Origin of the sequence: Kitasatospora phosalacinea, assembly GCF_000716545.1 — a bacterium.
Lineage (GTDB): Bacteria > Actinomycetota > Actinomycetes > Streptomycetales > Streptomycetaceae > Kitasatospora > Kitasatospora phosalacinea.
The window spans coordinates 25368-50182 of record NZ_JNWZ01000015.1; the positions used below are offsets into that span (position 1 = coordinate 25368).

24 protein-coding genes and 2 tRNA genes are annotated in these 24815 nt (G+C 71.9%); 5 read left to right on the top strand and 21 right to left on the bottom strand.

The genetic code is table 11. The annotated features are described in order from the left end of the window. Nucleotides 1-41: 41 nt before the first annotated feature. From OO48_RS09445 to OO48_RS09465, 5 genes are all read right to left on the bottom strand, one after another. Nucleotides 42-770 carry a class E sortase gene (locus OO48_RS09445; RefSeq protein ID WP_033214156.1) on the bottom strand — a complete coding sequence of 243 codons (729 nt, stop codon included), beginning with the start codon at nucleotides 768-770 and terminating at the stop codon, nucleotides 42-44. Nucleotides 771-786: 16 nt separating this feature from the next. After that, nucleotides 787-1749, bottom strand: coding sequence for a class E sortase (locus tag OO48_RS09450; protein WP_081952009.1), 963 nt, complete (start codon nucleotides 1747-1749; stop codon nucleotides 787-789). A 5-nt stretch (nucleotides 1750-1754) separates the two neighbouring features. Then, nucleotides 1755-2435, bottom strand: a complete 681-nt coding sequence (locus tag OO48_RS09455) for an aminodeoxychorismate/anthranilate synthase component II (RefSeq protein WP_033214158.1) — start codon at nucleotides 2433-2435, stop codon at nucleotides 1755-1757. 58 nt (nucleotides 2436-2493) lie between these two features. After that, on the bottom strand, nucleotides 2494-2664 hold the full coding sequence (locus OO48_RS38835) for a hypothetical protein (protein ID WP_033214160.1): 171 nt from the start codon (nucleotides 2662-2664) through the stop codon (nucleotides 2494-2496). 102 nt (nucleotides 2665-2766) lie between these two features. Then, the gene (locus OO48_RS09465) at nucleotides 2767-3537 is read right to left on the bottom strand and encodes a DUF881 domain-containing protein (RefSeq protein WP_209439455.1); all 771 of its coding nucleotides are present in this window, start codon (nucleotides 3535-3537) and stop codon (nucleotides 2767-2769) included. Nucleotides 3538-3691: 154 nt separating this feature from the next. Between OO48_RS09465 and crgA the strand changes: the two genes are divergently transcribed. Further along, nucleotides 3692-3946, top strand: coding sequence for a cell division protein CrgA (gene crgA, locus OO48_RS09470; protein WP_033214161.1), 255 nt, complete (start codon nucleotides 3692-3694; stop codon nucleotides 3944-3946). Nucleotides 3947-4206: 260 nt separating this feature from the next. Here crgA and OO48_RS09475 read toward each other — a convergent pair whose 3' ends face one another. Then, nucleotides 4207-5118 carry a rhomboid family intramembrane serine protease gene (locus OO48_RS09475; RefSeq protein ID WP_051731926.1) on the bottom strand — a complete coding sequence of 304 codons (912 nt, stop codon included), beginning with the start codon at nucleotides 5116-5118 and terminating at the stop codon, nucleotides 4207-4209. A 121-nt stretch (nucleotides 5119-5239) separates the two neighbouring features. Further along, on the bottom strand, nucleotides 5240-5767 hold the full coding sequence (locus OO48_RS09480) for a peptidylprolyl isomerase (RefSeq protein ID WP_033214162.1): 528 nt from the start codon (nucleotides 5765-5767) through the stop codon (nucleotides 5240-5242). Nucleotides 5768-5929: 162 nt separating this feature from the next. Here OO48_RS09480 and OO48_RS09485 point away from each other — a divergent pair, with 162 nt between their 5' ends. Continuing rightward, the gene (locus OO48_RS09485; protein ID WP_051731927.1) at nucleotides 5930-6862 is read left to right on the top strand and encodes a DUF5324 family protein; all 933 of its coding nucleotides are present in this window, start codon (nucleotides 5930-5932) and stop codon (nucleotides 6860-6862) included. A 95-nt stretch (nucleotides 6863-6957) separates the two neighbouring features. On the opposite strand, the gene OO48_RS09490 is transcribed toward OO48_RS09485, so the two are convergent. From OO48_RS09490 to dnaA, 14 genes are all read right to left on the bottom strand, one after another. Then, nucleotides 6958-7030 (bottom strand) — tRNA-Ala (locus tag OO48_RS09490). A 110-nt stretch (nucleotides 7031-7140) separates the two neighbouring features. Continuing rightward, complete coding sequence (locus OO48_RS39185) at nucleotides 7141-7269, bottom strand: DLW-39 family protein (protein WP_014137031.1); 129 nt, start codon at nucleotides 7267-7269, stop codon at nucleotides 7141-7143. 100 nt (nucleotides 7270-7369) lie between these two features. Further along, a complete protein-coding gene (locus OO48_RS09495) occupies nucleotides 7370-7741 on the bottom strand; it encodes a DUF6191 domain-containing protein (RefSeq protein WP_342449634.1) in 372 nt (123 codons plus the stop codon). Between the two features lie 95 nt (nucleotides 7742-7836). Further along, complete coding sequence (locus OO48_RS34990; protein WP_051731928.1) at nucleotides 7837-8772, bottom strand: endonuclease/exonuclease/phosphatase family protein; 936 nt, start codon at nucleotides 8770-8772, stop codon at nucleotides 7837-7839. Nucleotides 8773-9055: 283 nt separating this feature from the next. Then, nucleotides 9056-9129: transfer RNA gene (locus OO48_RS09505), tRNA-Ile, on the bottom strand. A gap of 16 nt (nucleotides 9130-9145) precedes the next feature. Next, nucleotides 9146-10549: an SAM-dependent methyltransferase gene (locus tag OO48_RS09510; RefSeq protein WP_033214164.1), complete on the bottom strand. Its 1404-nt coding sequence runs from the start codon at nucleotides 10547-10549 to the stop codon at nucleotides 9146-9148. Between the two features lie 223 nt (nucleotides 10550-10772). Continuing rightward, nucleotides 10773-11405 carry a DUF3566 domain-containing protein gene (locus OO48_RS09515; protein WP_033214166.1) on the bottom strand — a complete coding sequence of 211 codons (633 nt, stop codon included), beginning with the start codon at nucleotides 11403-11405 and terminating at the stop codon, nucleotides 10773-10775. 151 nt (nucleotides 11406-11556) lie between these two features. Beyond that, complete coding sequence (gyrA, locus tag OO48_RS09520) at nucleotides 11557-14157, bottom strand: DNA gyrase subunit A (RefSeq protein WP_425338526.1); 2601 nt, start codon at nucleotides 14155-14157, stop codon at nucleotides 11557-11559. 37 nt (nucleotides 14158-14194) lie between these two features. Further along, on the bottom strand, nucleotides 14195-16186 hold the full coding sequence (gyrB, locus tag OO48_RS09525) for a DNA topoisomerase (ATP-hydrolyzing) subunit B (protein WP_209439456.1): 1992 nt from the start codon (nucleotides 16184-16186) through the stop codon (nucleotides 14195-14197). Nucleotides 16187-16459: 273 nt separating this feature from the next. Then, on the bottom strand, nucleotides 16460-16972 hold the full coding sequence (locus tag OO48_RS09530; protein ID WP_033214170.1) for a DciA family protein: 513 nt from the start codon (nucleotides 16970-16972) through the stop codon (nucleotides 16460-16462). Nucleotides 16973-17040: 68 nt separating this feature from the next. Continuing rightward, a complete protein-coding gene (recF, locus tag OO48_RS09535) occupies nucleotides 17041-18177 on the bottom strand; it encodes a DNA replication/repair protein RecF (protein WP_033214171.1) in 1137 nt (378 codons plus the stop codon). A 35-nt stretch (nucleotides 18178-18212) separates the two neighbouring features. Continuing rightward, nucleotides 18213-19088, bottom strand: a complete 876-nt coding sequence (gene gnd, locus OO48_RS09540) for a phosphogluconate dehydrogenase (NAD(+)-dependent, decarboxylating) (RefSeq protein ID WP_033214173.1) — start codon at nucleotides 19086-19088, stop codon at nucleotides 18213-18215. Nucleotides 19089-19231: 143 nt separating this feature from the next. Next, the gene (gene dnaN / locus OO48_RS09545) at nucleotides 19232-20362 is read right to left on the bottom strand and encodes a DNA polymerase III subunit beta (RefSeq protein ID WP_033214174.1); all 1131 of its coding nucleotides are present in this window, start codon (nucleotides 20360-20362) and stop codon (nucleotides 19232-19234) included. Nucleotides 20363-21615: 1253 nt separating this feature from the next. Further along, nucleotides 21616-23487 carry a chromosomal replication initiator protein DnaA gene (gene dnaA / locus OO48_RS09550; RefSeq protein WP_081952010.1) on the bottom strand — a complete coding sequence of 624 codons (1872 nt, stop codon included), beginning with the start codon at nucleotides 23485-23487 and terminating at the stop codon, nucleotides 21616-21618. Between the two features lie 429 nt (nucleotides 23488-23916). Between dnaA and rpmH the strand changes: the two genes are divergently transcribed. The 3 genes from rpmH to yidD are packed head-to-tail and all read left to right on the top strand — an operon-like array spanning nucleotide 23917 to nucleotide 24813. Next, nucleotides 23917-24054, top strand: coding sequence for a 50S ribosomal protein L34 (rpmH, locus tag OO48_RS09555; RefSeq protein WP_033214180.1), 138 nt, complete (start codon nucleotides 23917-23919; stop codon nucleotides 24052-24054). A gap of 19 nt (nucleotides 24055-24073) precedes the next feature. Then, nucleotides 24074-24502, top strand: coding sequence for a ribonuclease P protein component (gene rnpA, locus OO48_RS36060; RefSeq protein ID WP_081952011.1), 429 nt, complete (start codon nucleotides 24074-24076; stop codon nucleotides 24500-24502). Continuing rightward, on the top strand, nucleotides 24499-24813 hold the full coding sequence (gene yidD, locus OO48_RS09560) for a membrane protein insertion efficiency factor YidD (RefSeq protein ID WP_033214182.1): 315 nt from the start codon (nucleotides 24499-24501) through the stop codon (nucleotides 24811-24813). Before rnpA ends, yidD begins: the two co-directional genes overlap by 4 nt. The last annotated feature ends 2 nt before the right edge of the window (nucleotides 24814-24815 follow it).

The window sequence follows — 24815 nt, forward strand, 5'->3', positions numbered from 1 at the left end:
CTCCCCGAACGGTGCGGCCCCTCGGCCGTCCTGTCGCCCCGTCAGCGCAGCTCGGGCGGCGGGGTGCGCCGCGCGTCCACCGGGTCGGTGCGGACCAGCTCCGCCCAGACCGCCATCCGGTAGCGGGAGGTGTACACCGGCGTGCAGGTGGTCAGCGTCAGGTAGCGGCCCGGGCCGGTGAACGGCGAGCCCTCGGGGACGGGCGCCACCACGCCCACGTCGTACTTGGAGGTCTGCGGCAGCGTCCCGGCGACCTCGTAGACGTACCAGGCGTCCTTGGTCTCCACCACCACCGGGTCGCCCACCGCCAGCCTGTCCAGGTCGTGGAACTTCGCGCCGTGCCCGTCCCGGTGCGCCGCCAGCGCGAAGTTGCCCTCCGCGTCCCACGGCATCGCCGAGCGGTACGGCTCCTCGTACACCCCCGCCACGCCCTCGTCGAGCACCTCCGCGGTGGTGCCCATCCGGATCAGCGTCTGGTCGCCCGGGCCGAAGGCCGGCACGTGCAGGAAGCCCACCCCGTCCCCCGCCCCGTACTGCGGCGCCCGGGCCGCGCCGGAGCCGTCCGGGGGCGCCGCCGGGACGGTCCAGGTCTGCCGCAGCCGGTCCCCCGCCCGCCCGGCGGCCCGGTCGGCCACCACGTCCGTCCACCACAGCGAGTACCCGACGAACAGCGCCAGCACCAGCCCCAGGGTGATCAGCAGCTCCCCCAGCAGCCCCAGGGCCACCGCCGGCCTGCCGCGCCGCCGCCCGCCCCGAATGGCTGTGCCCATGGTGCCGCCTCGCTGGTCAGTGCTGCCCGGTCAGCGCCTCCGGCTGCCCCTGGCTCCTCGGCCGTTCCTCGACCATCTTGCCAAACACGATCAGCCTTCCCCGGGCACTGAACTCCGGCGTGCATGTCGTCATCGTCAGGTAGCGGCCCGCGGCCGTGAACGGCGAGCCCCTGGGCACCTTCTGCAGCACCGTCACGTTGCTCGGCGGGGTCTCCGGGATGCCGCCCGCCACCTCGTACGTGTAGTACGCCGTCGCGGTCTCCACCACGATCCTGTCGCCCGGCACCAGCTGCCCGATCTTCCGGAACGGCTGCCCGTGCGTGGTGCGGTGCGCGGCGACCGCGAAGTTGCCCTGCGGGTCGGACGGCATCGCGGTGCCCGCGTAGTGGCCGACCAGGCCGTGGTCGAGCACCTTCTGCTTGTCGGTGCCCTCGGCGATCGGGTAGTCCAGGCCCAGCTTCGGGATGTGGATGATGGCGAAGCCCTGCCCGGGCTCGAACCTGGTCTGCGGCGCGGGGGTGCTCCCCCCGCCGGCCCCGCCGCCGGACGGCACGGGCTGCTGCGCCCACTGCTGCTCCAGCCGGTCGCTGGCGGCGCCGGCGTCCCGGTCGGCCATCACGTTGGTCCACCACAGCTGGTAGGAGACGAACAGCAGCATCACCGCGCCGAGGGTGATGAACAACTCCCCCAGCAGCCGGGCCAGCACCACCCGCTTGCGCTCCTTGGGGCGCGGCGGGCGCGGCCCGGCGGGTCGGCCGCTGGCCCGGCGGCGGCCGGTGCCCGCCCCGCGACGGCCGGTCCGGCGGCGCTCGGCCCGGCCGCCGTCCGCCCCGGGTGCCGGCGCGGGCACCGACCCGGCCGCGGCGGGGTCGGACAGCCGCAGCTTCAAGGTCTGCTCGACCGGGGGCTCGTAGACGCTCCAGTCATCCGGCTCCCCCGGCCCCTCGGGCACGCTCCCCTCCGGACGCACGGCGGTCACCGGCGTCACCCCCGGCCGATGACCGGGGCGAGGCCGGCCGAACGGCCCACCGCCTCCGGGAAGCCGCACTCGGCGAGCCAGTTGGCGAGCATCCGGTGGCCGCCCTCGGTGAGCACCGACTCCGGGTGGAACTGGACGCCCTCGATGAGGAGTTCGCGGTGCCGCAGGCCCATGATCACGCCGCTGTCGGTGCGCGAGGTCACCACCAGCTCGGCGGGCACGGTGGCCGGGTCGACCGCCAGCGAGTGGTAGCGGGTGGCGGTCAGCGGCGAGGGCAGGCCGGCGAAGACGCCGCCGTCCTCGTGCAGCACCGGCGAGGTCTTGCCGTGCAGCAGCTCGGGCGCCCGCCCGACCACCGCGCCGTGCGCCACCGCGATCGACTGCAGGCCCAGGCAGACCCCGAACAGCGGCAGCCCGGTCCGGGCGCAGTGGTGCACCATCTCCACGCACACCCCGGCCTCCTCGGGCGTGCCGGGCCCGGGGGAGAGCAGCACCCCGTCGTAGCCCTCCCCGTCCGCCCCATCCGCCCCGTCCGTCCGCGGCCGGGCGTCGGCCACCGACAGCTCGTCGTTGCGGACGACCTCGCAGACCGCGCCCAGCTGGTACAGGTACTGGACGATGTTGAAGACGAAGCTGTCGTAGTTGTCGACCACGAGGATCCGGGGCGCTCTGTCGGCGGAGGTCATCGCTACTCCTGGGGTGGGGTGCGTCGGAGGACGGAGGGGCTCGGTACGGCGCCGGGACTCAGCCGCCGGTGCCCTGGTCCACCGTCACGTTCCCGAAGGGGAGCAGCGGCTCGGCCCACGGGAAGACGTACTGGAACAGGACGTAGACCACCCCGAGGACGAGCAGCAGCGCGATCAGCGCGCGGACCGGCGCGGGGCCCGGGAGATGCCGCCAGATCCAGCCGTACATGGTGCTCCTCGGTCATTCGGGTCTGCACAAGCGTAGACGCCCGACCGACCCGCCCAGGAGGGTATCCGCGCATCGGCCCGCGCGCGGCGGCACCGGGCGCCGTCAGGGGGCCGAGGCGGCCCGCAGGTCGGCGGAGCCGGTGTACCCGGGCAGGGTGAGGTCGCCGTTCTCCTGGACCTTCCAGCCCAGCCCGTACGCGGTGACGTAGCCCAGGTAGTTGCGGACGGTGGGGTCGGCGTCCACCGCGGAGCGCAGCGCGTCGGTCCGGCCGACCGCGCGGATCACGTACGGCGGCGAGTAGACCCGGCCCTGCAGCAGCAGGGTGTTGCCGACGCAGCGCACCGCGCTGGTGGAGATCAGCCGCTGGTCCATCACCTGGATGCCCTCGGCGCCGCCCCGCCACAGCGCGTTCACCACGGCCTGGATGTCCTGCTGGTGGATCACCAGGTCGTTGACGCCGGGCTCGGGGACGCCCGGGATCCGCGCGGTGGCGTCCGGCGGGGCGTCGTCCAGGGTGACGGTCAGCCCGGGCCCGTGCAGCGCGTCCAGCCCGGCGGCCCGCTGGAGTTCGGCCAGCCTGGCCGCGTCGTCCGGGCTCTGCCCCTGCCGGGTGGCCAGCCGGTCGGCCCGGTCGCGGTCCGCGGAGACCTGCTCGGACAGCTGCTGGTTCTGGGTGGAGCGCTGCTGTATGACGTCGCTGAGCTTGAGCAGCGAGTTGTCGGTGCGCAGGTCGGTCCCGTGCGCGGTCCGCGCGCTGACGTAGAAGAGCAGGCCGGCGAGCGCGAAGACGGTGCAGGTCAGGGCACGTCCGACAATTCGCCCACGACGCGGGCGCGGAGCCGGGGACGGGGAAGAAATCGTGGAATCAGGCACCGTACCCTTATCTCCTTATGACCCGGCGAGCCACTACGCTAACGGACGCCGGTGGCATGTGCGGAGGACCAACCGTACGGACCGGCCCACCATTTGCCGCCCGCCCACGCTGACCCACCCGCGCGGTCACAGCGCATCGACAGGAGAACCCCTCGTGCCGAAGTCTCGACTCCGCAAGAAGGCCGACTACACGCCGCCGCCCAGCACCTCGACGGCCGTGAAGATCAGTTCCGGCCGGAGCTGGGTGGCACCGCTGATGCTGGTGTTCTTCCTGGTCGGCCTGGTCTGGATCGTCACCTACTACGTGACGAGCGGCGACTGGCCGGTCGGCAGCTGGGGCAACTGGAACATCCTGGCCGGCTTCGGCTTCATCGCGGCGGGCTTCGGCGTCTCCACGCAGTGGAAGTGACGCCGGGCCGGTCCGCCCCGCGCGACACCCCGTGACGCGCCCGCACCGCTCCGGCCGCCGCGCCGGGGCGGTGTCCGCGCTGCCCGGGCCCACCCGGGTCGTGACGGAACGTCCGAACGTTTATCCACAGGGTTGTCCACACTGGGGAAAACTCCGCCCAGCCTGTGGATAACTCGCAACGCGGCAGCATAACGCGCGTAGAGCCGGGAAATCCAATCGGCGGGCGCGCCCCGGCGCCCACCGACTGTGCACAGCCCCGCTCACCCCGGCAGGCGCGCCGTCCCGGCCAGCAGCATCAACAGGGTCACGGCCAGCCCCCCGGCCACCGCCAGCCCCTGCACCAGGTTCCGGCGCTCCCGCGGGGCGTAGAACATCCCGGCACCGATCGCCGCGCCCGCCACCAGGCCGCCGACGTGGGCACGCCAGTCGATCCCGTGCAGCGAGAAGCTCAGCACCAGGTTGACCACCAGCAGCGCGATCACCGGCTGCATCGGCGTCCTGGTCGCCTTGAACAGCACCGCGGTCGCGCCCAGCAGGCCGAAGATCGCACCGGAGGCACCGACCGTGAACATCTCCCGGCCGACCAGCAGGTAGGCGAACGCGTTGCCCGCCAGCCCGGACGCCAGGTACAGGGCCAGGAACCGCAACCGGCCGAGCAACCGCTCCAGCTGGGGGCCGAGCACCCAGAGCGAGAACATGTTCGTCGCGATGTGCAGCACCCCGGCGTGCACGAACACCGCGGTCACCAGCCGGTACCACTCCGTCGGCCCCTCGGCCACGCCGAGCCGCACCCCCGGCACCTGTGCCCAGCTGACCATCCCCAGCCGGGCCTGCCAGCCGGTCACCAGGTACTCGGTGAACAGGAACACCGCCAGGTTGATCCCGATCAGCACCTTGGTGACCAGGGCCCCGTCACCGAGCGCCAGCACCGCACCGGCCGTGGTCCGGGGCCGCTGCCGGTCCCGGTCCTCCCGGGCGGCCTCCCCGCGCACGCACTCCGGGCACTGGAAGCCCACCGAGGCGGGCACCATGCACTCCGGGCAGACCGGCCGGCCGCACCTGGCGCAGCCCACCCCGGTCTCCCGCTCGGGGTGCCGGTAGCAGCCGGGCAGCCCGCTCCCCTGGCCCTGGCCGTCCGCCGGTGTCGGTCGCACGGGCTCCTCCGGATGCATCGCCGCTGATCCTCCTCAACGAGACGGTCCCGGCGCCGCCACCGTCGAGAACGGGGCACCGCCGGGACCGCCCAGGCTACTGCGCGCGGCCCCCGCGGGGAGGGCGGCGCGGAACCGGGTCTCAGCCGCGGGAGACGACGACCTGCTGGATCACCACGTCCTCGACCGGGCGGTCGTACGGCTTGGTGGTGGCGGTGGTGGCGATGGCGTCCACCACCTTCTGGCTGGCCGCGTCGGTGACCTCGCCGAAGATGGTGTGCTTGCCGGTCAGCCAGGTGGTCGGGGCGACCGTGATGAAGAACTGCGAGCCGTTGGTGCCCGGGCCGGCGTTGGCCATCGCCAGCAGGTACGGCTTGGTGAACGCCAGGTCCGGGTGGAACTCGTCGGTGAACTTGTAACCCGGGCCGCCGGTGCCGTTGCCCAGCGGGTCGCCGCCCTGGATCATGAAGCCCTCGATGACCCGGTGGAAGACGGTGCCGTCGTACAGCGGCTTGGCGGCCACCTCGCCGGTCTCCGGGTTCTTCCACTCGCGGGTGCCCTCGGCCAGTTCCACGAAGTTGGCGACGGTCTTCGGCGCGTGGTTGGGGAAGAGCGCGACCACGATGTCACCGTGGTTGGTCTTCAGGGTGGCGGTGAGTTCCTGGGCCACGGGAGATGCCTTCCTGTTTTCTACCGACTATCCGGGGAATCATCCCACGCGGCTCGCGTACGGCTCAGTCGAAGGTGCCCGACGGGCGGTAGGCATGATCTCCTATCAAAGGGAAAGGTGCATACCGGACAACGCCGGACACCCGCCGAGAAGGAGAAGCCCGTGAGCCGTACGGACACCGCGCGCGAGACCGCCGGACGGGCGAAGGACGCCGTCGCGCCCTACGCCGTCTCCGCGAAGGAGGCCGCCCTGCACTACGCGGAAGGAGCCAAGCAGGTGCTCGGCCCCAAGCTGGAGGCGTTCGGCCCGAAGGCCTCGGCCGCCGGGGCGCAGGCCAAGGCGGGCGCCGGCCAGGCCGCCCACGCCGCCCGGGTGCAGTACGCCAAGTACCTCGCCCCGCACCTGGAGCACGCCTTCTCCAGCCTCCCGCCGGAGACCCAGAAGGCCGCGCTCCGGGCCGTCCACCGGGCCCAGGAGGCCGCCCTCGCCGCCAAGATCTCGGCCGGGCAGGCCGCCGGGCAGGCGAAGGCCACCGTGGTGCCCAAGGTCGCCGAGACCTTCCAGACCGCCAAGGAGACCGTCACGCCGATCGCCCAGGAGGCGCAGCAGCGCGGCGCCGCCGCGGTGACCGCGCTGCAGGGCCACGTCAGCGCCGCCGAGATCAGCGCGCTGGCCGCGAAGAACGCCAAGAAGCAGCACCGCAACGGCTGGGCCACCGGCCTCGCGGTGGCCGGCACCCTGGCCATCGGCACCGGCGTGCTGGCCTGGCAGTGGTACCGCAAGCAGAACAACCCCGAGTGGCTGACCGAGCCCCCGGCCCCGGCCACCCCGCCGAGCACCTCCTCTTCTTCGTCCGTCTCCTCCTCCGCCCCCACGTCCCCGACCGCCACGCCGTCCCCTGTCGTGTCCTCCCCCACCGCGCCGCCCTCCGGCAGCACCGTCGGCGACCCGATCGGCGGCGTGTCGGTGAACGGCTCCGTCCCGCACGAGGAGACCGACCCGGACGAGAGCGCCCCGCAGTCCGCCGACACCGAGGCCGCCGCCGACACCGACGACGACCGCCCCAAGCCGCACGACCCGCGCAAGCCGCACTGAACACGCCCCGGCCCGCCACCGGCCGGCCGGACCGGCTCCGGACACGCGAACGGCCCCCGACCTGTTTCCCCAGGTCGGGGGCCGTTCGGCGACTGTGGAGCCTAGGGGAGTCGAACCCCTGACATCTGCCATGCAAAGACAGCGCTCTACCAACTGAGCTAAGGCCCCGAGCAACGGGGGATAGCCTACCCGCTCCCGGACAACCGCCCGCGCGGGTTTCGGACCGGCCGCGGCCCGTGCACCGCGGGCCGGCCCGAGAAGACTGCGTCAGTCGGCGCTCAACGGCCGGCCGGGACCGGGTCGGTCGCCTCGGTCCACAGGTCCTGCTCGGCGCGGTCCGCCTGGACCTGACGGTAGACAAAGAAGCCGCCGAGGGCGACCAGGGCGACCAGGAGAAGCTTCTTCACCGCGGGACCTCGTCCTTCTTGCTTGCTTGGATGTAGGAGCACGAACCAGCGGTCAGGGTGCAGACCGCCCTGGGGCCGATGATACACACCGGTAACCCGTTCAAGAGCGGCCCCCGCCACCGCCAACCGACCGATCCGCCACCGGCTTTGACACCCCACCATCAGTGCGATCGTCCAACCGCCGGTCCGCCGCCCGGATCACCGCCACGCCCCCGTCCAGGTCCACCGTGGAACGCGGCGGGGCGCCCTCGCCCTCCTCGTCCCGGAGCATCAGCGTGGTGCTCCGCTGCTCCAGCTCGGCCTGCTTGCCGGCCGCGAACCGGGCGTGCAGCTGCTCGAACCCGGTGGACGAGACCTGCCCCTCCCGACCCGTCCCCCGCCAGGGCACCCAGCGGCTGCGGCTGGCCCGCAGCGCGACCTGGTCCACGAAGGCCAGCACCACCAGGGCGCAGACCAGCCCCGGCAGACTCATCGCCCAGAAGACGCCCATGCACCCGACAACGCGCCCGGGCGCGCCGCCGTTCCCGCCCGGCGGCGCGCCCGGAACACTCCCGCTACGGATGCGGCCTACCGCCGGCGGCGCCGCCGCAGGTGGGCCACGTCCCGGCGGATCGCCCGCACGTCCTCGGCCAGGGCGTCCTGCCGGGCGCCCATGCCGTCGAGCCGGGCGTCCACGCTGTCGAGCCGCGACTCCTGCCGGGAGATCCGCTCACCGATCGCGGTGATCAGCACCCCGTGCGCGTCGAGCCGCCGCTCGACCGACCCGACCGACACCACCAGCCCCGCGACCAGCGCCGGCAGGTCCTCCGCCGTGAACGCGACCTCCGGCTCCTCGACGTACGGCGGCACCACCGGCCCGTCCTCCCCCGGCGGGTACGCCCCGAACGGCTCCAGCCCGTCGATCCGCCGCTGCCAGGCCGCCACCGCCGGGTCCCGCCGCCCCGCCTCGTACTCGTCCCACCGCAGCTCGCTCCACCGCCGCCACGGCCGCCCCCGGAACGCGTGCACCACCGGCGGCACCACCACCGGCCGCGCCGCCGCCTCCACCGCGTCCAGCAGCCGCCCGCGCACCCGCCGGGCCACCTCGCTGTCGCGCAGCAGCATCGCGACGTTCAGCACGGCCCGCCGGGAGTAGAGGGCCACGCCGTTGCCGCCGCCCTGGGGGCGGAAGTCGCCCGCGGACGGGGTGGGGGCGTACGGGGCCCCACCACCTCCTTCGGTACCGCTGACCTGCCAGCCATTCGTTTTGAATGTCTGGTTCACGGGGTTGTCCACAGGCTTGAGGACGGTGTATCCGTTGCTCTCCAGCTCCTGCCGGTGACGGCGGAGCAGGCTGTAGAGGGCGGGTTCGCCGACCTCGAAGTAGTCCGCCACCATCCGCGTGGTGGCGTACAGCCCGTCGGGCAGCAGGACGAGGGCCTTGACCTCGTCGAGGACTTCGGTGCGCTCGCACAGGCCGCTTCGGAGCGTCCTGGACTCGAGCAGCGCGGCTTCCATGGACATGGGTTGCCTCACAGGGTGAACGAAGACATGACGTGGGAACCGCCCGGGAGCCCGGGGCGGGCGGGGCCGGATCATCCGCCGACCGGAGCAGAGGTCGCGCTACGTCCCACGTCACCCAATGACCGGCTCTGTCGACCGGCTATCCCCGACTTCACATCAGTTTCGAGTCAGCTCACCCTGTGTTGCCTCTGCGCACCGGGCCCAACGAGCGGGCGGGCGGCGGGGTTACGGGCGGAACACGTCGAAGGCCCCGATCACCAGGTGATCGGGGCCTTCGCGCCGGTGGGCCTAACAGGACTTGAACCTGTGGCCTCTTCCTTATCAGGGAAGCGCTCTAACCGTCTGAGCTATAGGCCCTTGCCGCACTGAAAGATTAGCGGACCGACGGCCGATCTCCCAAATCCGTATCCCGGGACCCTCCCGGACGGACCTGCTCGCGGTGCTGCTCAGGGGCCCCGGCGGCCTCCACGGCCTCCGCGAGCCACTGCGGGCGGGTCGGGGGGAGGCCGGAGGCGCCGACGGTGGTGGGACGGACGGCGAGGACCTGGTTGATGCCGATGTGGTTCTGCTCGAAGGAGACGGCGGAGGCCGCCATGTAGAGCCGCCAGACCCGGGCCCGGCCGCGGCCGGCCAGGGCGACCGCCTCGGGCCAGCTCGCCTCCAGGTTGGCGACCCACTCGCGCAGGGTGCGGCCGTAGTGCTCGCGCAGGGCCTCGACGTCGCGGACCTCGAAGCCGGCCTCCTCCAGCCGGGAGACGGTGGTGCCGATGGGGGAGAGCTCGCCGTCGGGGAAGACGTAGCGGTCGATGAAGGGGGAGAGCCGGTACTTCTGGCCGGGGGGCAGCGGGCGGCGGGCGATCTGGTGGTTGAGCAGCCGGCCGCCGGGGGCCAGCAGCTCGTACAGCCGGCGGGCGTAGACCAAGTACTGGTCGGAGCCGACGTGTTCGGCCATGCCGACGCTGGAGACGGCGTCGAAGGGGCCGTCGGGGATCTCCCGGTAGTCCTGGAGCCGGATGTCGATCCGGTCGGCCAGACCTGCCTCCGCGGCCCGCTGCCGGGCCAGCGCGACCTGCTCGGTGGAGATGGAGACGCCGACCGCCCGGACGCCGTAGTGGCGGGCGGCGTGCAGCACCAGCGAGCCCCAGCCGCAGCCGACGTCCAGCAGGCGCATGCCGGGGCGCAGGCCGAGCTTGCGGCAGATCAGGTCGAGCTTGGCCGTCTGGGCGTCCTCCAGGCTCTTGGCGGCGGGCTCCCAGTAGGCGCAGGAGTACACCATCGTGGGGCCCAGGACGAGCCGGTAGAAGTCGTTGCCGACGTCGTAGTGGTGGCTGATCGCGGCGCGGTCACGGCGGCGGCTGTGCGCCCGGCCGCGGCGCTGCCCGACCTCCTCGGCCGGGGGAGCGGGGTCGGGGCCGACGGCGCCCAGCCGCAGGCCGGTGGCGAGCAGCCGGCGGCTGGGGGCGCCGAGGTACTCGCGGAGGCCGATCTCCGGACGGGGGGCGTTCGGGTCCTCGGCGAAGGCGGTGACGGCGGCCAGCACCTCGTACAGGTCGGTGTCGGGGGCGAGTTCGAGGTCACCGGAGACGTAGGCGCGGGCCAGGCCGAGTTCGCCGGGGGCCCAGAGCAGGCGGCGCAGCGCGCGGCGGTTGCGCAGGACGACGGTGGGGGCGCCGGCCGGGCCGGCCTGGGAGCCGTCCCAGGCGCGCACCCGCAGGGGGATCGGGCGCCCGAGCAGACCCTCCACCGCGCCGACCAGTTTCTGTGCGTGCTGAGCCACGACGGACCTCCACCCAAGTCGTACCCGTCGGGCCGCCCGGTGGCCGCCGGAAGCGGCCGGGCGGCCCACTGGACCGTTCCCGTTCTTCCATCTGTGCGCTGCGGGCCGCACCGCCAATCCCGGCTCGCCGGGCGGTCACCCGGTTGCCTCCCCGGGACGGCGAAGGACCCCGGAGGCTTCAACGGCCGCCGGGGCCCGGGGAATTCCGCCGGACCGACCCGGGTCAGTCCTCTTCGGCCAGGGTCAGCTCGATGCCGCCGGTGAAGCCGGCGGCCGAGTTGTAGATGAACGCGGCGAGGGTGGCCAGGGCGGTCATCAGGACGATGTCGACCAGCGCGATCAGGACGGTGAAGAGCATCACCTTGCCGAACCCGATGTAGTCCATCAGGTTGAAGGCGCTGGAGCTGTCCGAGCCGCTGCCGGTGACGTCCTTCAGGGTGCCGCTGAGCGAGGAGAAGACGCCGAGGCCGTCGAGCGTCATCCAGAGCACGGCGGCGGCCACGATGATGATCACGCCGAGGGCCAGCGACAGCAGGAAGCTGACCTTCATCACCGACCAGGGGTCGGCCTTGGTGACCCGCAGCCGGGCCTTGCGGGTCCGGCCGGTGCCGCCGCCGGAGGACGGCCCGGGGCCGGGGCGGCGGGCCTGGCCGCCGCCCTGACCGGGAGCGCCCGGGGTGCCGGGGACGCGGGTGCCGCGCGGCGGGGTGGGCTGGCCCTTGGCGTACGTGGTCGGCTGGGAGAAACCGCCCGCGGGCGGAGTGCTCGGCGGCGGGGGCGGGGTCGGGCCGCCGTAGGCCTGCTGCCCGCCCGCCAGGCCGCCCGTGGCACCTCCAGCACCCGTGGCTCCGCTCACCGTGGTCCTCCCGAACCGTCCGCCAGGGCGGTGGCACACCGCCCTGGACCGCTTTGTGCTCCTGTACCGCGTGCCCCGATGGCCCGCGGTTCAACCCGTGGTGCCCGCTCCGCCGGACGGCGGGGCGGGCACCACGGCTGTGCGTCGGGCGTCAGCCCTGGTCGGGCGTGCCGTCCGCGTCCTGCTCGGTGGCGGTCGCGGTGTCCGTCTCGTCGACGGCGTCCTCCACGACCTCCTCCTCGTCGGCCTCCGCGTTGCGGGCCATGCCCACCACCGCGTCGCGCTTCCCGAGGTTGATCAGTTGGACGCCCATGGTGTCACGTCCGGTTTCACGCACTTCGGAAACCCTGGTCCGGATCACGCCGCCGGACAGCGTGATGGCCATGATCTCGTCGCTCTCCTCGACCACCAGGGCACCGACCAGCGAGCCCCGGCCTTCGACGATCTTCGCCGCCTTGATACCGAAACCACCGCGTCCTTGGACACGGTACTCGTCAACCGAGGTCCGCTTGGCGTACCCGCCGTCGGTGGCGGTGAAGACGAAGGTGCCGGGCCGCACCACGTTCATCGAGAGCAGTTCGTCGTCCTCGCGGAAGGCCATGCCCTTCACGCCCGAGGTGGCCCGGCTCATCGGGCGCAGCGCCTCGTCGGTGGCCTTGAAGCGGATCGACTGGGCCTTCCTGGAGATCAGCAGCAGGTCGTCGTCGGCGGAGACCAGCTCGGCGCCGATCAGCTCGTCGTCCCGGCCCTCGTCGTCCTGGCGGAGGTTGATCGCGATCAGGCCGCCGGAGCGCGGCGAGTCGTAGTCCTTGAGCAGGGACTTCTTGACCAGGCCGCCGCGGGTGGCGAGGACCAGGTACGGCTTGTCCTCGTAGGTGCGCACGGCCATCACCTGGGTGATGTGCTCCTCCGGCTGGAAGGCCAGCAGGTTGGCGACGTGCTGGCCGCGGGCGTCGCGGCCGGCGTCGGGGAGCTCGTAGCCCTTGGCGCGGTAGACCCGGCCCTTGTTGGTGAAGAACAGGATCCAGTTGTGGGTGGTGGTCACGAAGAAGTGGTCGACGATGTCGTCCTGCTTCAGCTGCGCGCCGCGCACGCCCTTGCCGCCGCGCTTCTGCGAGCGGTAGAGGTCGGAGCGGGTGCGCTTGACGTAGCCGCCGCGGGTGATGGTGACCACGATGTCCTCCTCGGCGATGAGGTCCTCGATGGAGAGGTCGCCGTCGGAGGGGATCAGGGTGGAGCGCCGCTCGTCGCCGTACTTCTCGACGATCGCGGTGAGCTCCTCGGAGACGATCTCGCGCTGCCGGACGGGCGAGGCGAGGATCGCGTTGTACTCGTTGATCTTGGCCTGGAGCTCGTCGTGCTCGCTGAGGATGCGGGCGCTCTCCAGGGCGGCCAGCCGGCGCAGCTGCATCTCGAGGATGGCGTTGGCCTGCAGCTCGTCGATGGCGAGCAGCTGCATCAGGCCGGAGCGGGCGGCGTCGGCGCTCTCCGAGGCGCGGATCAGGGCGATCACGGCGTCGATCTGGTCGAGCGCCTTGAGCAGGGCGCGCAGGATGTGCGCGCGCTCCTCGGCCTTGCGCAGCCGGAAGGTGGTCCGGCGGACGATGACCTCGATCTGGTGGGCGACCCAGTGCCGGATGAAGGCGTCCAGCGAGAGGGTGCGCGGCACGCCGTCGACCAGGGCGAGCATGTTGGCGCCGAAGTTGGTCTGCAGATCGGTGTGCTTGTACAGGTTGTTGAGCACGACCTTGGCGACCGCGTCCCGCTTGAGCACGATGACCAGGCGCTGGCCGGTGCGCGAGGAGGACTCGTCGCGGACGTCGGCGATGCCGGCGATCCGGCCGTCCTTGACCAGGTCGGCGATCTTGAGCGCGAGGTTGTCCGGGTTGACCTGGTAGGGCAGCTCGGTGATCACCAGGCACTGGCGGCCCTGGATCTCCTCGACCTCGACCACCGCGCGCATGGTGATCGAGCCGCGGCCGGTGCGGTAGGCGTCCTCGATGCCGCGGCGGCCGACGATCAGCGCGCCGGTGGGGAAGTCGGGGGCCTTGATCCGCTCGATCAGGGCTTCCAGCAGCTCCTCGTTGGAGGCCTCGGGGTGCTCCAGCGCCCAGAGCGCGCCGGAGGCGACCTCGCGCAGGTTGTGCGGCGGGATGTTGGTGGCCATGCCGACCGCGATGCCGGTGGCGCCGTTGATCAGCAGGTTGGGGATGCGCGAGGGCAGGACGGTCGGCTCCTGCTGCCGGCCGTCGTAGTTGGCGGCGAAGTCGACGGTCTCCTCGTCGATGTCGCGCATCATCTCCATCGCCAGCGGCATCATCTTGCACTCGGTGTAGCGCATCGCCGCGGCCGGGTCGTTGCCCGGGGAGCCGAAGTTGCCGTTGCCGTCGACCAGCGGCATCCGCATCGACCAGGTCTGGGCGAGGCGGACCAGGGTGTCGTAGATCGAGGTGTCGCCGTGCGGGTGGTAGTTGCCCATCACGTCGCCGACCACGCGGGCGCACTTGTAGTAGCCCTTCTCGGGCCGGTAGCCGCCGTCGTACATCGCGTAGAGCACGCGCCGGTGCACCGGCTTGAGGCCGTCGCGGACCTCGGGCAGGGCGCGCGAGACGATGACGCTCATCGCGTAGTCGAGGTAGGAGCGCTGCATCTCGGTCTCGAGCTCGATGAGCTCGACCCGGTTGCCGGCCTGGGCGGGGATGGTGCTGTCCTCGGGCTGCTCGCCGCCGTCCGGACGGTTGTCGTCGACCACTGGTGGTCAGTTTCCTTTCAACGATCCTGGGCGGACGTCAGACGTCCAGGAAGCGGACGTCCTTCGCGTTGCGCTGGATGAAGGAGCGGCGGGCCTCGACGTCCTCGCCCATCAGGACGGAGAACAGGTCGTCGGCGCGGGCGGCGTCCTCCAGGGTGACCTGGAGCAGCAGGCGGTGCGCGGCGTCCATGGTGGTGATGCGCAGCTCCTCGGCGTTCATCTCGCCGAGGCCCTTGAAGCGCTGGATCGCGTCGTCCTTCGGGAGTCGGCGGCCGGCCTCGACGCCGGCCGCGATCAGCGCGTCGCGCTCGCGGTCGGAGTAGGCGTACTCGAACTCGTCCCGGCCCCACTTGATCTTGTACAGCGGCGGCATCGCCAGGTAGACGTAGCCGGCCTCGACCAGCGGGCGCATGAAGCGGAACAGCAGGGTGAGCAGCAGCGTGCGGATGTGCTGTCCGTCGACGTCGGCGTCGGCCATCAGCACGATCTTGTGGTACCGCAGCTTCTCGGCGTCGTAGTCCTCCTGGATGCCGCAGCCGAAGGCCGAGATCAGTGCCTGGACCTCGGTGTTCTGCAGCACCTTGTCGATCCGGGCCTTCTCGACGTTCAGGATCTTGCCGCGGATCGGGAGGATCGCCTGGGTGCGCGGGTCGCGGCCCTGCTTGGCGGAGCCGCCGGCCGAGTCGCCCTCGACGATGAAGATCTCGCACTCGGACGGGTCCTTGGACTGGCAGTCCGAGAGCTTGCCGGGCAGCGAGGCGGACTCCAGCAGGCCCTTGCGCCGGGTCAGGTCGCGGGCCTTGCGGGCGGCGACCCGGGCGCTGGCGGCCTGGATGGACTTGCGGACGATGTCCGCGGCCTCGTTGGGGTTGCGGTCCAGCCAGTCGGCCAGGTGCTCGTTGACCACCTTCTGGACGAAGGTCTTGGCCTCGGTGTTGCCGAGCTTGTCCTTGGTCTGGCCCTCGAACTGCGGCTCGCCGAGCTTGACCGAGATGATCGCGGTCAGGCCCTCGCGGATGTCCTCGCCGGAGAGGTTGTCGTCCTTCTCCCGGAGCAGCTTCTTGTCGCGCGCGTAACGGTTCATCAGACCCGTCAACGCGGCCCGGAAGCCCTCCTCGTGGGTGCCGCCGCCGTGGGTGTGGATGGTGTTGGCGAACGAGTACACGCCCTCGGTGTAGGACGAGTTCCACTGCATGGCGATCTCGACCGAGATCGTCTTGTCCTTGTCCTCGGCCTCGAAGTCGATCACCGAGGGGTGGACCGCCTCGCCCTTGCGGGAGTTGAGGTGGGCCACGAAGTCGGCGATGCCGCCGTCGTACCGGTAGGTGACGGAGAGCGGCTTGCCCTCCTCGTCCAGGTGCTCGGGGCGCTCGTCGGTCAGGACGATGGTCAGGCCCTTGTTGAGGAAGGCCATCTCCTGGAAGCGCCGGGAGAGCGTCTCGAACGAGTAGACGGTGGTCTCGAAGATGTCCGGGTCGGCCCAGAAGGTGACCGTGGTGCCGGTCTCCTCGGTCTCCTCGTGCCGCGCCAGCGGGGCGGTCGGCGCGCCGGACTTGTACTCCTGCGTCCAGCGGGCGCCGTCGGTGCTGATGTCCACCGCGAGGCGGGTGGAGAGCGCGTTCACCACCGAGATGCCGACGCCGTGCAGACCGCCGGAGACCGCGTAGCCGCCGCCGCCGAACTTGCCGCCGGCGTGCAGCACGGTCAGCACGACCTCGACGGCGGGCTTGTCCTGGCCCGGCATGATGCCGACCGGGATGCCTCGGCCGTTGTCCACCACCCGCACGCCGCCGTCGGCCAGGATCGTGACGCCGATGGTGTCGGCGTGGCCCGCCAGCGCCTCGTCGACCGAGTTGTCGACGATCTCGTAGACGAGGTGGTGCAGGCCGCGCTCACCGGTCGAGCCGATGTACATGCCCGGGCGCTTGCGGACGGCGTCGAGGCCCTCCAGCACCTGGATCGCGCTGGCGTCGTAGGCCTTCTGGTCGGTCGGGTCTGGGGTCTGGCTGGGGTTGCCGGAATCGGCCACGAAGCGCCCTCTCTGGCACAGCGCGGGTCGCGCCCCTCCCCGCTTGCCCGGGCAGGTGTGCGACCACGGCGTTTCGACTCTGTTGCTCCACGCAACGGTGTTTGCGTTTCAGTCTACCGGTACGACCGACAGAGAGGGGCGTTTGGCAGCCCCTGAGGGCAGATGTGCCGCCCTGAATCCCCTCGGGACGTGTCCCGATACTCGCCAGGGGGGCTCAGAGCGCCTGGCAGGGCTGCCAGCGATTCCGGAAGATCCCGATCCGCTCCGCCCGGGTCAGCCCCAGGTGTCGCCCGGCCCCTTGCTCCCGGGCGCCCGCAGCCGCCCGTAGCCGCGCACCGGCGCGTCCGGCCCCAGCACCTTGATCACCCGGACCGTGCCGTGCCCCAGCTCGTGGTTCAGCCGCGCCACCAACTGGCGTGCCAGCAAGCGGAGTTGGGTCGCCCAGGCGGTGGAGTCGCACTGCACGGTGAGCACCGCCTCGGCCTCCGCGTACGACTTCGGCTCGCAGTGCGCCGCGATGTCCGGACCGACGATCTGCGACCAGCGGCCCATCACCCCGCCGACCGCGGCCGGCGCCTCCCAGCCCCGCTCGGTGATCAGCCGGTTCAGCGCGGCCCCCAGCGGCACCGGGTCCCGGCCGTCCGCCCGGGCGCCGCTGCGCAGCCCGGTCCGCTTGGCCTCGCGCCGCTCGCGCACCTGCTCGCCGCGCTGCCTGGCCTGCTCCTTGGCCGCCCGCAGCGCCACTCTGGCCAGGTCCACGCCCGAGAGCTCCGCACCCTCCGCCATCCGCGCTCCATCCCCAGGCTGTGGACAACTGTTCCGACGAGCCGCCCAGAGTACGTGGTTCCCGGGACTCACGGGGTGAGCCGGTCCACCGTGCCGCCCGAGACGCCGTACCGGGCGCCGTGCAGCACCTTCGGCACGTCCTCCGCGACGGCGGCGGTGACCAGCACCTGCTCGCCGCCGGCCACCAGCTCGGCCAGCCGGTCCCGGCGGCGGGCGTCCAGCTCGGCGAACACGTCGTCCAGCACCAGCACCGGCTCGCCGCCCTCGGCGCGCAGCAGCTCGTACGAGGCCAGCCGCAGCGCCAGCGCGTAGGACCAGGACTCGCCGTGGCTGGCGTAGCCCTTGGCGGGCAGCGGGCCCAGCCGCAGCAGCAGCTCGTCGCGGTGCGGGCCGACCAGGGTCAGGCCGCGGTCGACCTCCTGCTTGCGCATCGCCCGCAGGGCCTCCAGCAGCTGCTGCTCGGCCTGCTCGCGGCTGGTGGGCAGCTCGCCCTCGAAGGAGGAGCGGTACTCCAGGACGGTGTCGCCGGCGCCGGGGGCGAGCTGCCGGTAGGCCTCGGCGACCAGCGGCTGCAGGGCGGCCACCAGCTGGATCCGGAAGGCGGTCAGCTCGGCGCCGGCCCGGGCCAGGTGGCCGTCCCAGACCTCCAGCGTGGCCAGGTCGGCGGACTTGCCGCCGCCCGCCCGGCGGGCCATCGCGGCGGTCTTCAGCAGGGCGTTGCGCTGCTTGAGCACCCGCTCGTAGTCGGAGCGCACCCCGGCCAGCCGGGGGGCCCGGGCGGTCAGCAGCTCGTCCAGGAAGCGCCGGCGCTCGCCCGGGTCGCCCTTGACCAGGGCGAGGTCCTCGGGGGCGAACAGCACGGTGCGCAGCACTCCCAGCACGTCGCGCGGGCGGACGCTGTCGGAGCGGTTCAGCCGGGCCCGGTTGGCCTTGCCGGGGGTGATCTCCAGTTCGACCAGGGTGGTGCGGCCGCCCTGGGAGACCACGCTGGCCCGGACCACCGCCCGCTCGGCGCCGAGCCGCACCAGCGGGGCGTCGGTGGCCACCCGGTGGCTGCCCAGGGTGGCGACGTAGCCGACCGCCTCGACCAGGTTGGTCTTGCCCTGGCCGTTGGGGCCGACGAACGCGGTGACGCCCGGGTCGAGCGGGACCTCGACCCGGGCGTAGGAACGGAAGTCGGCGAGCGACAGGTGCGCGACGTGCATGACGGTGGACTGCGCTCGCCTTCTGTCCGGGGCGGTTACTTGGACTCGACCGCGTGGCCGCCGAACTGGTTGCGCAGCGCGGCGATCATCTTCATCTGCGGGGAGTCGTCCTGGCGGGAGGCGAACCGGGCGAACAGCGAGGCGGTGATCGCGGGCAGCGGCACCGCGTGGTCGATGGCGGCCTCGACCGTCCAGCGGCCCTCGCCGGAGTCGGCGGCCCAGCCCTTGAGCTTGGCCAGGTGCTCGTCGTCGTCCAGCGCCCGGACCGCGAGGTCGAGCAGCCAGGAGCGGATGACGGTGCCCTCCTGCCAGCTGCGGAACACCTCGCGCACGTCGGTGACCTCGGGGGCCGCCTCCAGCAGCTCCCAGCCCTCGGCGAAGGCCTGCATCATCGCGTACTCGATGCCGTTGTGGACCATCTTGGCGAAGTGGCCGGCGCCGACCTTGCCCGCGTGCACCGAGCCGAAGTCGCCCTCGGGCTTGAGCGCGTCGAAGACCGGCTGGACCTTGGCGACGTCGGCCGCCTCGCCGCCGTACATCAGCGCGTAGCCGTTCTCCAGGCCCCAGACGCCACCGGAGACGCCGCAGTCGACGAAGCCGATGCCCTTCTCGGCGAGCAGTTCGGCGTGCTTGACGTCGTCGGTCCAGCGCGAGTTGCCGCCGTCGACCACCACGTCGCCGGGGGAGAGCAGGTCGGCCAGGCGCTCGACGGTCTCCTGGGTCGGGCCGCCGGCCGGGACCATCACCCACACCACGCGGGGGGCCTCCAGCTTGGTGACCAGCTGCTCGATGCTGTCGACGTCGGCGAGGTCCGGGTTGCGGTCGTAGCCGATGACGGTGTGGCCGGCGCGGCGGATGCGCTCGCGCATGTTGCCGCCCATCTTGCCGAGACCGATGAGGCCGAGCTCCATGACAAGTCCTTCACTGTGGTGTCGTGCCTGATGACGGCGCCGTTGCCGCACCCACTGAGCCTACGCCGACGAGGAGGGGGCGCCGGGCAGCCACAGGGGCGCGGAGGCTCCTCGCCCGCGCGCCCCAGGTGGTCGGTGCCGGATCAGCCGGAGAGGCGGACCGGCATGATCAGGTACTGGTAGGCCTCGTCCGACTCCGCGTCGACCGCGGGCTTGCCGGTGAGCAGGGCCGGCTTGGTCGGGGTGGTGAAGCTCAGCTGCGCGTACGCGGCGTCGATCGCCTTGAGCCCCTCCTCCAGGTAGCCGGGGTTGAAGGCGATCGAGATGTCGTCGCCCTCGAGGTCGGCGTCGATCCGCTCGGTGGCCTGCGCGTCGTCGCCCGAGCCGGCCTCCAGGGTGAGCACGCCCTGCTCGAAGTTCAGCCGGACCGGGGTGTTGCGCTCGGCCACCAGCGAGACGCGCTTGAGCGCCTCCAGGAAGGGCTGGGTCTGCACCGCGGCGACCGCCGAGAACTCGGTCGGGAAGATCGACCGGAACTTGGGGAACTCGCCCTCCAGCAGGCGGGTCGTCGTCCGGCGGCCGGCGCCCTCGAAGCCGATCAGGCCCTCGCCCGCGCCGCCGGCGGACAGCGCGATGGTGACCTGGTCGCCGCTGCCCAGCGACTTGGCGATGTCCTGCAGGGTCTTGGCGGGGACCAGCGCGACCGCGTTGATGTCGTCCTGCTCGGGCTTCCAGAGCAGCTCGCGGACGGCGAAGCGGTACCGGTCGGTGGCGGCCAGGGTGATGCCGCTGCCGTTGATCTCGACCCGGACGCCGGTGAGCACCGGCAGGGTGTCGTCGCGGCCGGCGGCCACCGCGGCCTGGCTGACCGCGGAGGCGAACACGTCGCCCGGGACGGTGCCGGTGGCGGTGGGCATCTGCGGCAGCGCCGGGTACTCGTCGACCGGGAGGGTCGGCAGCGTGAAGCGGGAGGTGCCGCAGACCACGCTGACCCGGGCGCCGTCGGTGGAGATCTCCACCGGGCGGTTCGGCAGGTTCCGCGAGATGTCGTTGAGCAGCCGGCCGGAGACCAGGACGGTGCCGGCCTCCTCGACGTCCGCCTCCAGCTCGACCCGGGCCGACACCTCGTAGTCGAACCCGGAGAGCGCCAGGGCGCCCTCCTGCGCGGTCAGCAGCAGGCCGGCCAGCACCGGCACCGGCGGCCGCGCGGGGAGGCTGCGGGCAGCCCAGGCCACCGCCTCCGCGAGGACATCACGCTCCACCCGGAACTTCACCGGTAACCGCCTCCTGGCTGCTGCTGTCGCCGCACGGCCGGCCGGTACCGCCCGCCGTGCTGTCGATCGTCTGATCCTCTTCCGGCCCCCGGTCGGGCCCGGGCGGATCCGCTCCGCCCCGTCCTGCTCCCGGTTGCCGAAGGACAGTCTGACGTACTCGGCTGACAGCCGGGGCAGACGGGCACAAGTGAGCCGAACAGATGTCGGGGCCCGGTTGTCCACAGATTCGGGGCACCCCCACTGTTGATCAAGGTCCGAGCTCTCTATGTGTAGCAGTAGTAGTAGGGCCTGTGGATACCGTGGATAACCCCGTTTTCGCAGCTCAGAGGCCGGATTTTGTCCACAGGACCTGTGGACGGCGGCTGTGGACAACCAGGCCCTCCTGTGGACAGCGGAGAGTAATCCACAGGGCACGCTGAGTATCCACAGGTTATCCACAGCTCTGTCCACAGAAATCCCCCGAGTTATCCACCGGGCCGGATCAACATCACGTGACGCCTTTCACACCCAGGGCTGACAAGGGAGTTGATGTTGCCGAACTGTGGACGCAGCTGTGGAAAACCTGGGGATAACTCACCCATTCCTGTGGACAGCCGGTGGATAACTCCGTGGACGGGCTGACGGGGCCTCAGTTCTCCACAGCCTGTGGATAACCGTTGTGCACAAGTCCACAGACGGTTGACCTGCGCGGAAGAGCGTAGCCGTGATCCGCCTGTGGAGGAACCTCTGGATAACTCGCCCCCGCGCACCCTGTGGACGGGGAGGACCCACCCGTTCCTGTGGAAAACCGGGGTGCGCGCCCGAACCGTTCGATTCGCTGCGCAGACGTTCGGTGCGGTGGGCGGCCCGCGGACCCGGCCGCCGGGCGGATTCCTGCCCCGGCCCGGGCCCCTCCACACTTCCGGGGCCCGCCGGCCGGCCCCGACCGGTGCGATCCGGCCACCCCGGGAGGCCCCCGGCGGCCCCCTGCCGCCCTCGGAGGAGGCCCGGCGGGCAGCTCCGCGTTCGATCGGCATCCCTCTACTACGGCGGGCCCGGCCCGGTCTGCGGAAAGGGCTCCCGTGCACTCGGACGAGTGTCTTCCGCCGCAGGCCCGCCACTCGTCCGAGTCATGCTCAGGGCATGCGGAAGGGGAGCCGGGCCGCCTCGGCCTGACTCCCCTTCGGTGCTTCAACTACCGCTCTACTGAAGGTTTTTGACTCTCCGACAGAATTCCGTCGAGACCTCTGCGCACGGTGTCCGACTTTTGTTAGCTAGCTCTTGATGCGGTTGGTCAACTCGGTGACCTGGTTGTAGATGGACCGGCGCTCGGCCATCAGCGAGCGGATCTTGCGGTCCGCGTGCATCACCGTGGTGTGGTCCCGGCCGCCGAACTGGGCGCCGATCTTCGGCAGCGACAGGTCGGTCAGCTCCCGGCACAGGTACATGGCGATCTGGCGGGCCGTCACCAGCACCCGGCTGCGCGAGGACCCGCACAGGTCCTCGACGCCCAGCCCGAAGTACGCGGCGGTCTGCTGCATGATCACCTGCGCGGTGATCTCCGGTCCGGCGTCCTCGTCCCCGCCCGGGATCAGGTCCTTGAGGACGATGCCGGCCAGCTCCAGGTCCACCGGGGCCCGGTTCAGGTTGGCGAACGCGGTGACCCGGATCAGCGCGCCCTCCAGCTCCCGGATGTTGCGGGTGATCCGGGAGGCGATGAACTCCAGCACGTCGGCGGGGGCGTTCAGCTGCTCCTGGATCGCCTTCTTGCGCAGGATCGCGATCCGGGTCTCCAGCTCCGGCGGGGTGACGTCGGTGATCAGCCCCCACTCGAAGCGGTTGCGCAGCCGGTCCTCCAGGGTGATCAGCTGCTTGGGCGGCCGGTCCGACGAGAGGACGATCTGCTTGTTCGCGTTGTGCAGGGTGTTGAAGGTGTGGAAGAACTCCTCCTGCGTCGACTCCTTGCTGGCCAGGAACTGGATGTCGTCGACCAGCAGGATGTCGATGTCCCGGTAGCGCTTGCGGAACGCGTCCGCCTTGCCGTCCCGGATCGAATTGATGAATTCGTTGGTGAACTCCTCCGAGCTCACGTAGCGCACCCGGGTGCCCGGGAACAGGCTGCGCGAGTAGTGCCCGATGGCGTGCAGCAGGTGGGTCTTGCCGAGGCCGGACTCGCCGTAGACGAAGAGCGGGTTGTACGCCTTGGCCGGCGCCTCGGCCACCGCCACCGCCGCGGCGTGCGCGAAGCGGTTGGAGGCGCCGATCACGAAGGTGTCGAACAGGTACTTGGGGTTCAGCCGGGCGTTCGGCTCGTCCTTGCGCGGGCCGCCCGCCGGGGGGGCGCCGGGCGGGGCCGGGACACCCGGGGGGCGCTCGACCGGGGAGTGCGCCTGGGCGGCGGGCCGGGCGCCGCGGCGCGAGCCGCTCTGCCGCGGCCGGTCCTCGTCCGGGGAGCCGAGCGCTCCGCCGAACAGGTCGCCCTGCGCGGAGTCCGGTCCGGGCCGGTGTGAGCGCCGCGGGGCCGGGTCCGGGCGCCGCTCGGGCATCGGGGCCGGCTCGCCCCAGCCGCCGGCCTCCGCGCCGGGCTGGTGGTCGCGGTACGGGGCCTGGGCCGGCGTCCGGTAGGGCTCGGCCGCCGGGTAGCCCGCGGGCGGGTACGGCGGCCGCTGGTAGTCGTCCCCGCCCCGGCCGGGCCAGGCGCCGGGCGGCGGGCCCGGCTGCTGGTAGCCCCCGGGAGCGGCCGGGTACGGCTGATCGGACCTGGCGGGGTAGGACTGCTCGACGCGGGACGGGTAGGACTGCTCGGGGCGCGGGTGCGGCCACTCCGGGACGGGCTCGGGGTCGAGCTCCTGGTCCTGGTCGGGCTCGCCGGCCGGGGCGGCGTTGGCGTCCACCATCACCGCGATCCGCACCTGGCGGCCGAACTCCTGCGAGATGGCCTCGGTCAGCTGCGGCAGCAGCCGGCCCTCCAGCACCTGCTTGGCGAACTCGTTGGGCGCCGCGAGCAGGGCGGTGTCGTGCATCATCCACATCGGCTGGGTGCGGCGCACCCAGTTCTTGTCCTTCTCGACGACATCGCTGTCGCTGACCAGTCGCTCGACGACCCTCGACCACATCAGGACGAGATCGCTGTTGACATCAGCCACTGGTACACGCTTTCTCGTTCCCCGAGCAGGGGGAGCCAGGCAGGTCAAAGGCAAGGGGGTTCGGGTGGCGCGGCGGCGGTGCGGCCGAGGCGCAGAACAAAAGAGACAAGTCCTGCAACGGTAGTCAGCGGGCAGAGCTGATTCAAGTTGCTGTCCACAGGCTGTGGGCAACGGGGCGGCGGCCACCTGGTTTGACCCTCGGACCCGCTCCCGCGTACCGTAACCAGGTCGAGTTGTCGATGGCCGCTGCCGCATGTCCGCGGGTCCGCCCGCTTCCATGACGCGCGCAGCACGGGCGCCGTGGTGGCCCCAGCCCAGCAGATCTGGGTCAGGGAGCCGGATTTCCCAGTCCAAGGGGAGATCGCGCGGACGCACGGTGACGGCCAAGCGATTCCCCGTCATCCTACGATTCATCCCAGGAGCCCCCGAGTGAGCAAGCGCACCTTCCAGCCGAACAACCGTCGTCGCGCCAAGACCCACGGCTTCCGGCTGCGGATGCGTACCCGTGCCGGCCGCGCCATCCTGGCGAACCGCCGTGCCAAGGGCCGCACCGCCCTGTCCGCCTGATCCGCGCAGAGGGTCTGCAGTGCTGCCCACCGAGAATCGGCTGCGGCGGCGCCAGGACTTCGCGACCGCGGTGAAACGCGGTCGCCGCGCAGGTCGGCCCCTGCTGGTGGTCCACCTCCACAGAGAGGCGGACCCCGACGGAGGAGTCGGCCGGAACAGCGACTCACACCCGCACGTCGCCGAGGGGCTTCCTTCGGCGCGTGCGGGTTTCGTCGTGAGCAAGGCCGTGGGGCCCGCCGTGGTCCGCAACGCGGTGAAGCGTCGGCTGCGTCACCTGGTGCGCGAGCGTCTGTCCCGGTTGCCCGCAGGTAGCCTGATAGTGGTACGGGCGTTGCCGGCTGCGTCGACGGCCTCGTACTCGGACCTTGAGCACGACCTGGACGCGGCGCTGCGGCGCCTGCTCAGGTCGGAACCGACCGGCAGTGCCCCGACGGGAACAGGGCGATGAAGTACCTGCTGATGGGCCTGATCAGGCTCTACCAGTGGACCATCAGTCCGCTGCTCGGACCGGTGTGCCGGTATTACCCCTCGTGTTCCCGCTACGGGTACGAGGCGGTTCGCGTCCACGGCGCGATCAAGGGCGGCTGGCTGACCGGCTGGCGCATCCTGCGTTGCAACCCTTGGTCTCCCGGTGGGGTTGACCACGTTCCGCCGCGAAAGCACCCGGTGTGGCACCGCCGGCTGCGCAATCTGCTGAACCCCACGAGCGGGACCGCCGAGCCGGAGCCGGTGGCGAAGCCCGATGCCCAAGGAGTCTGACC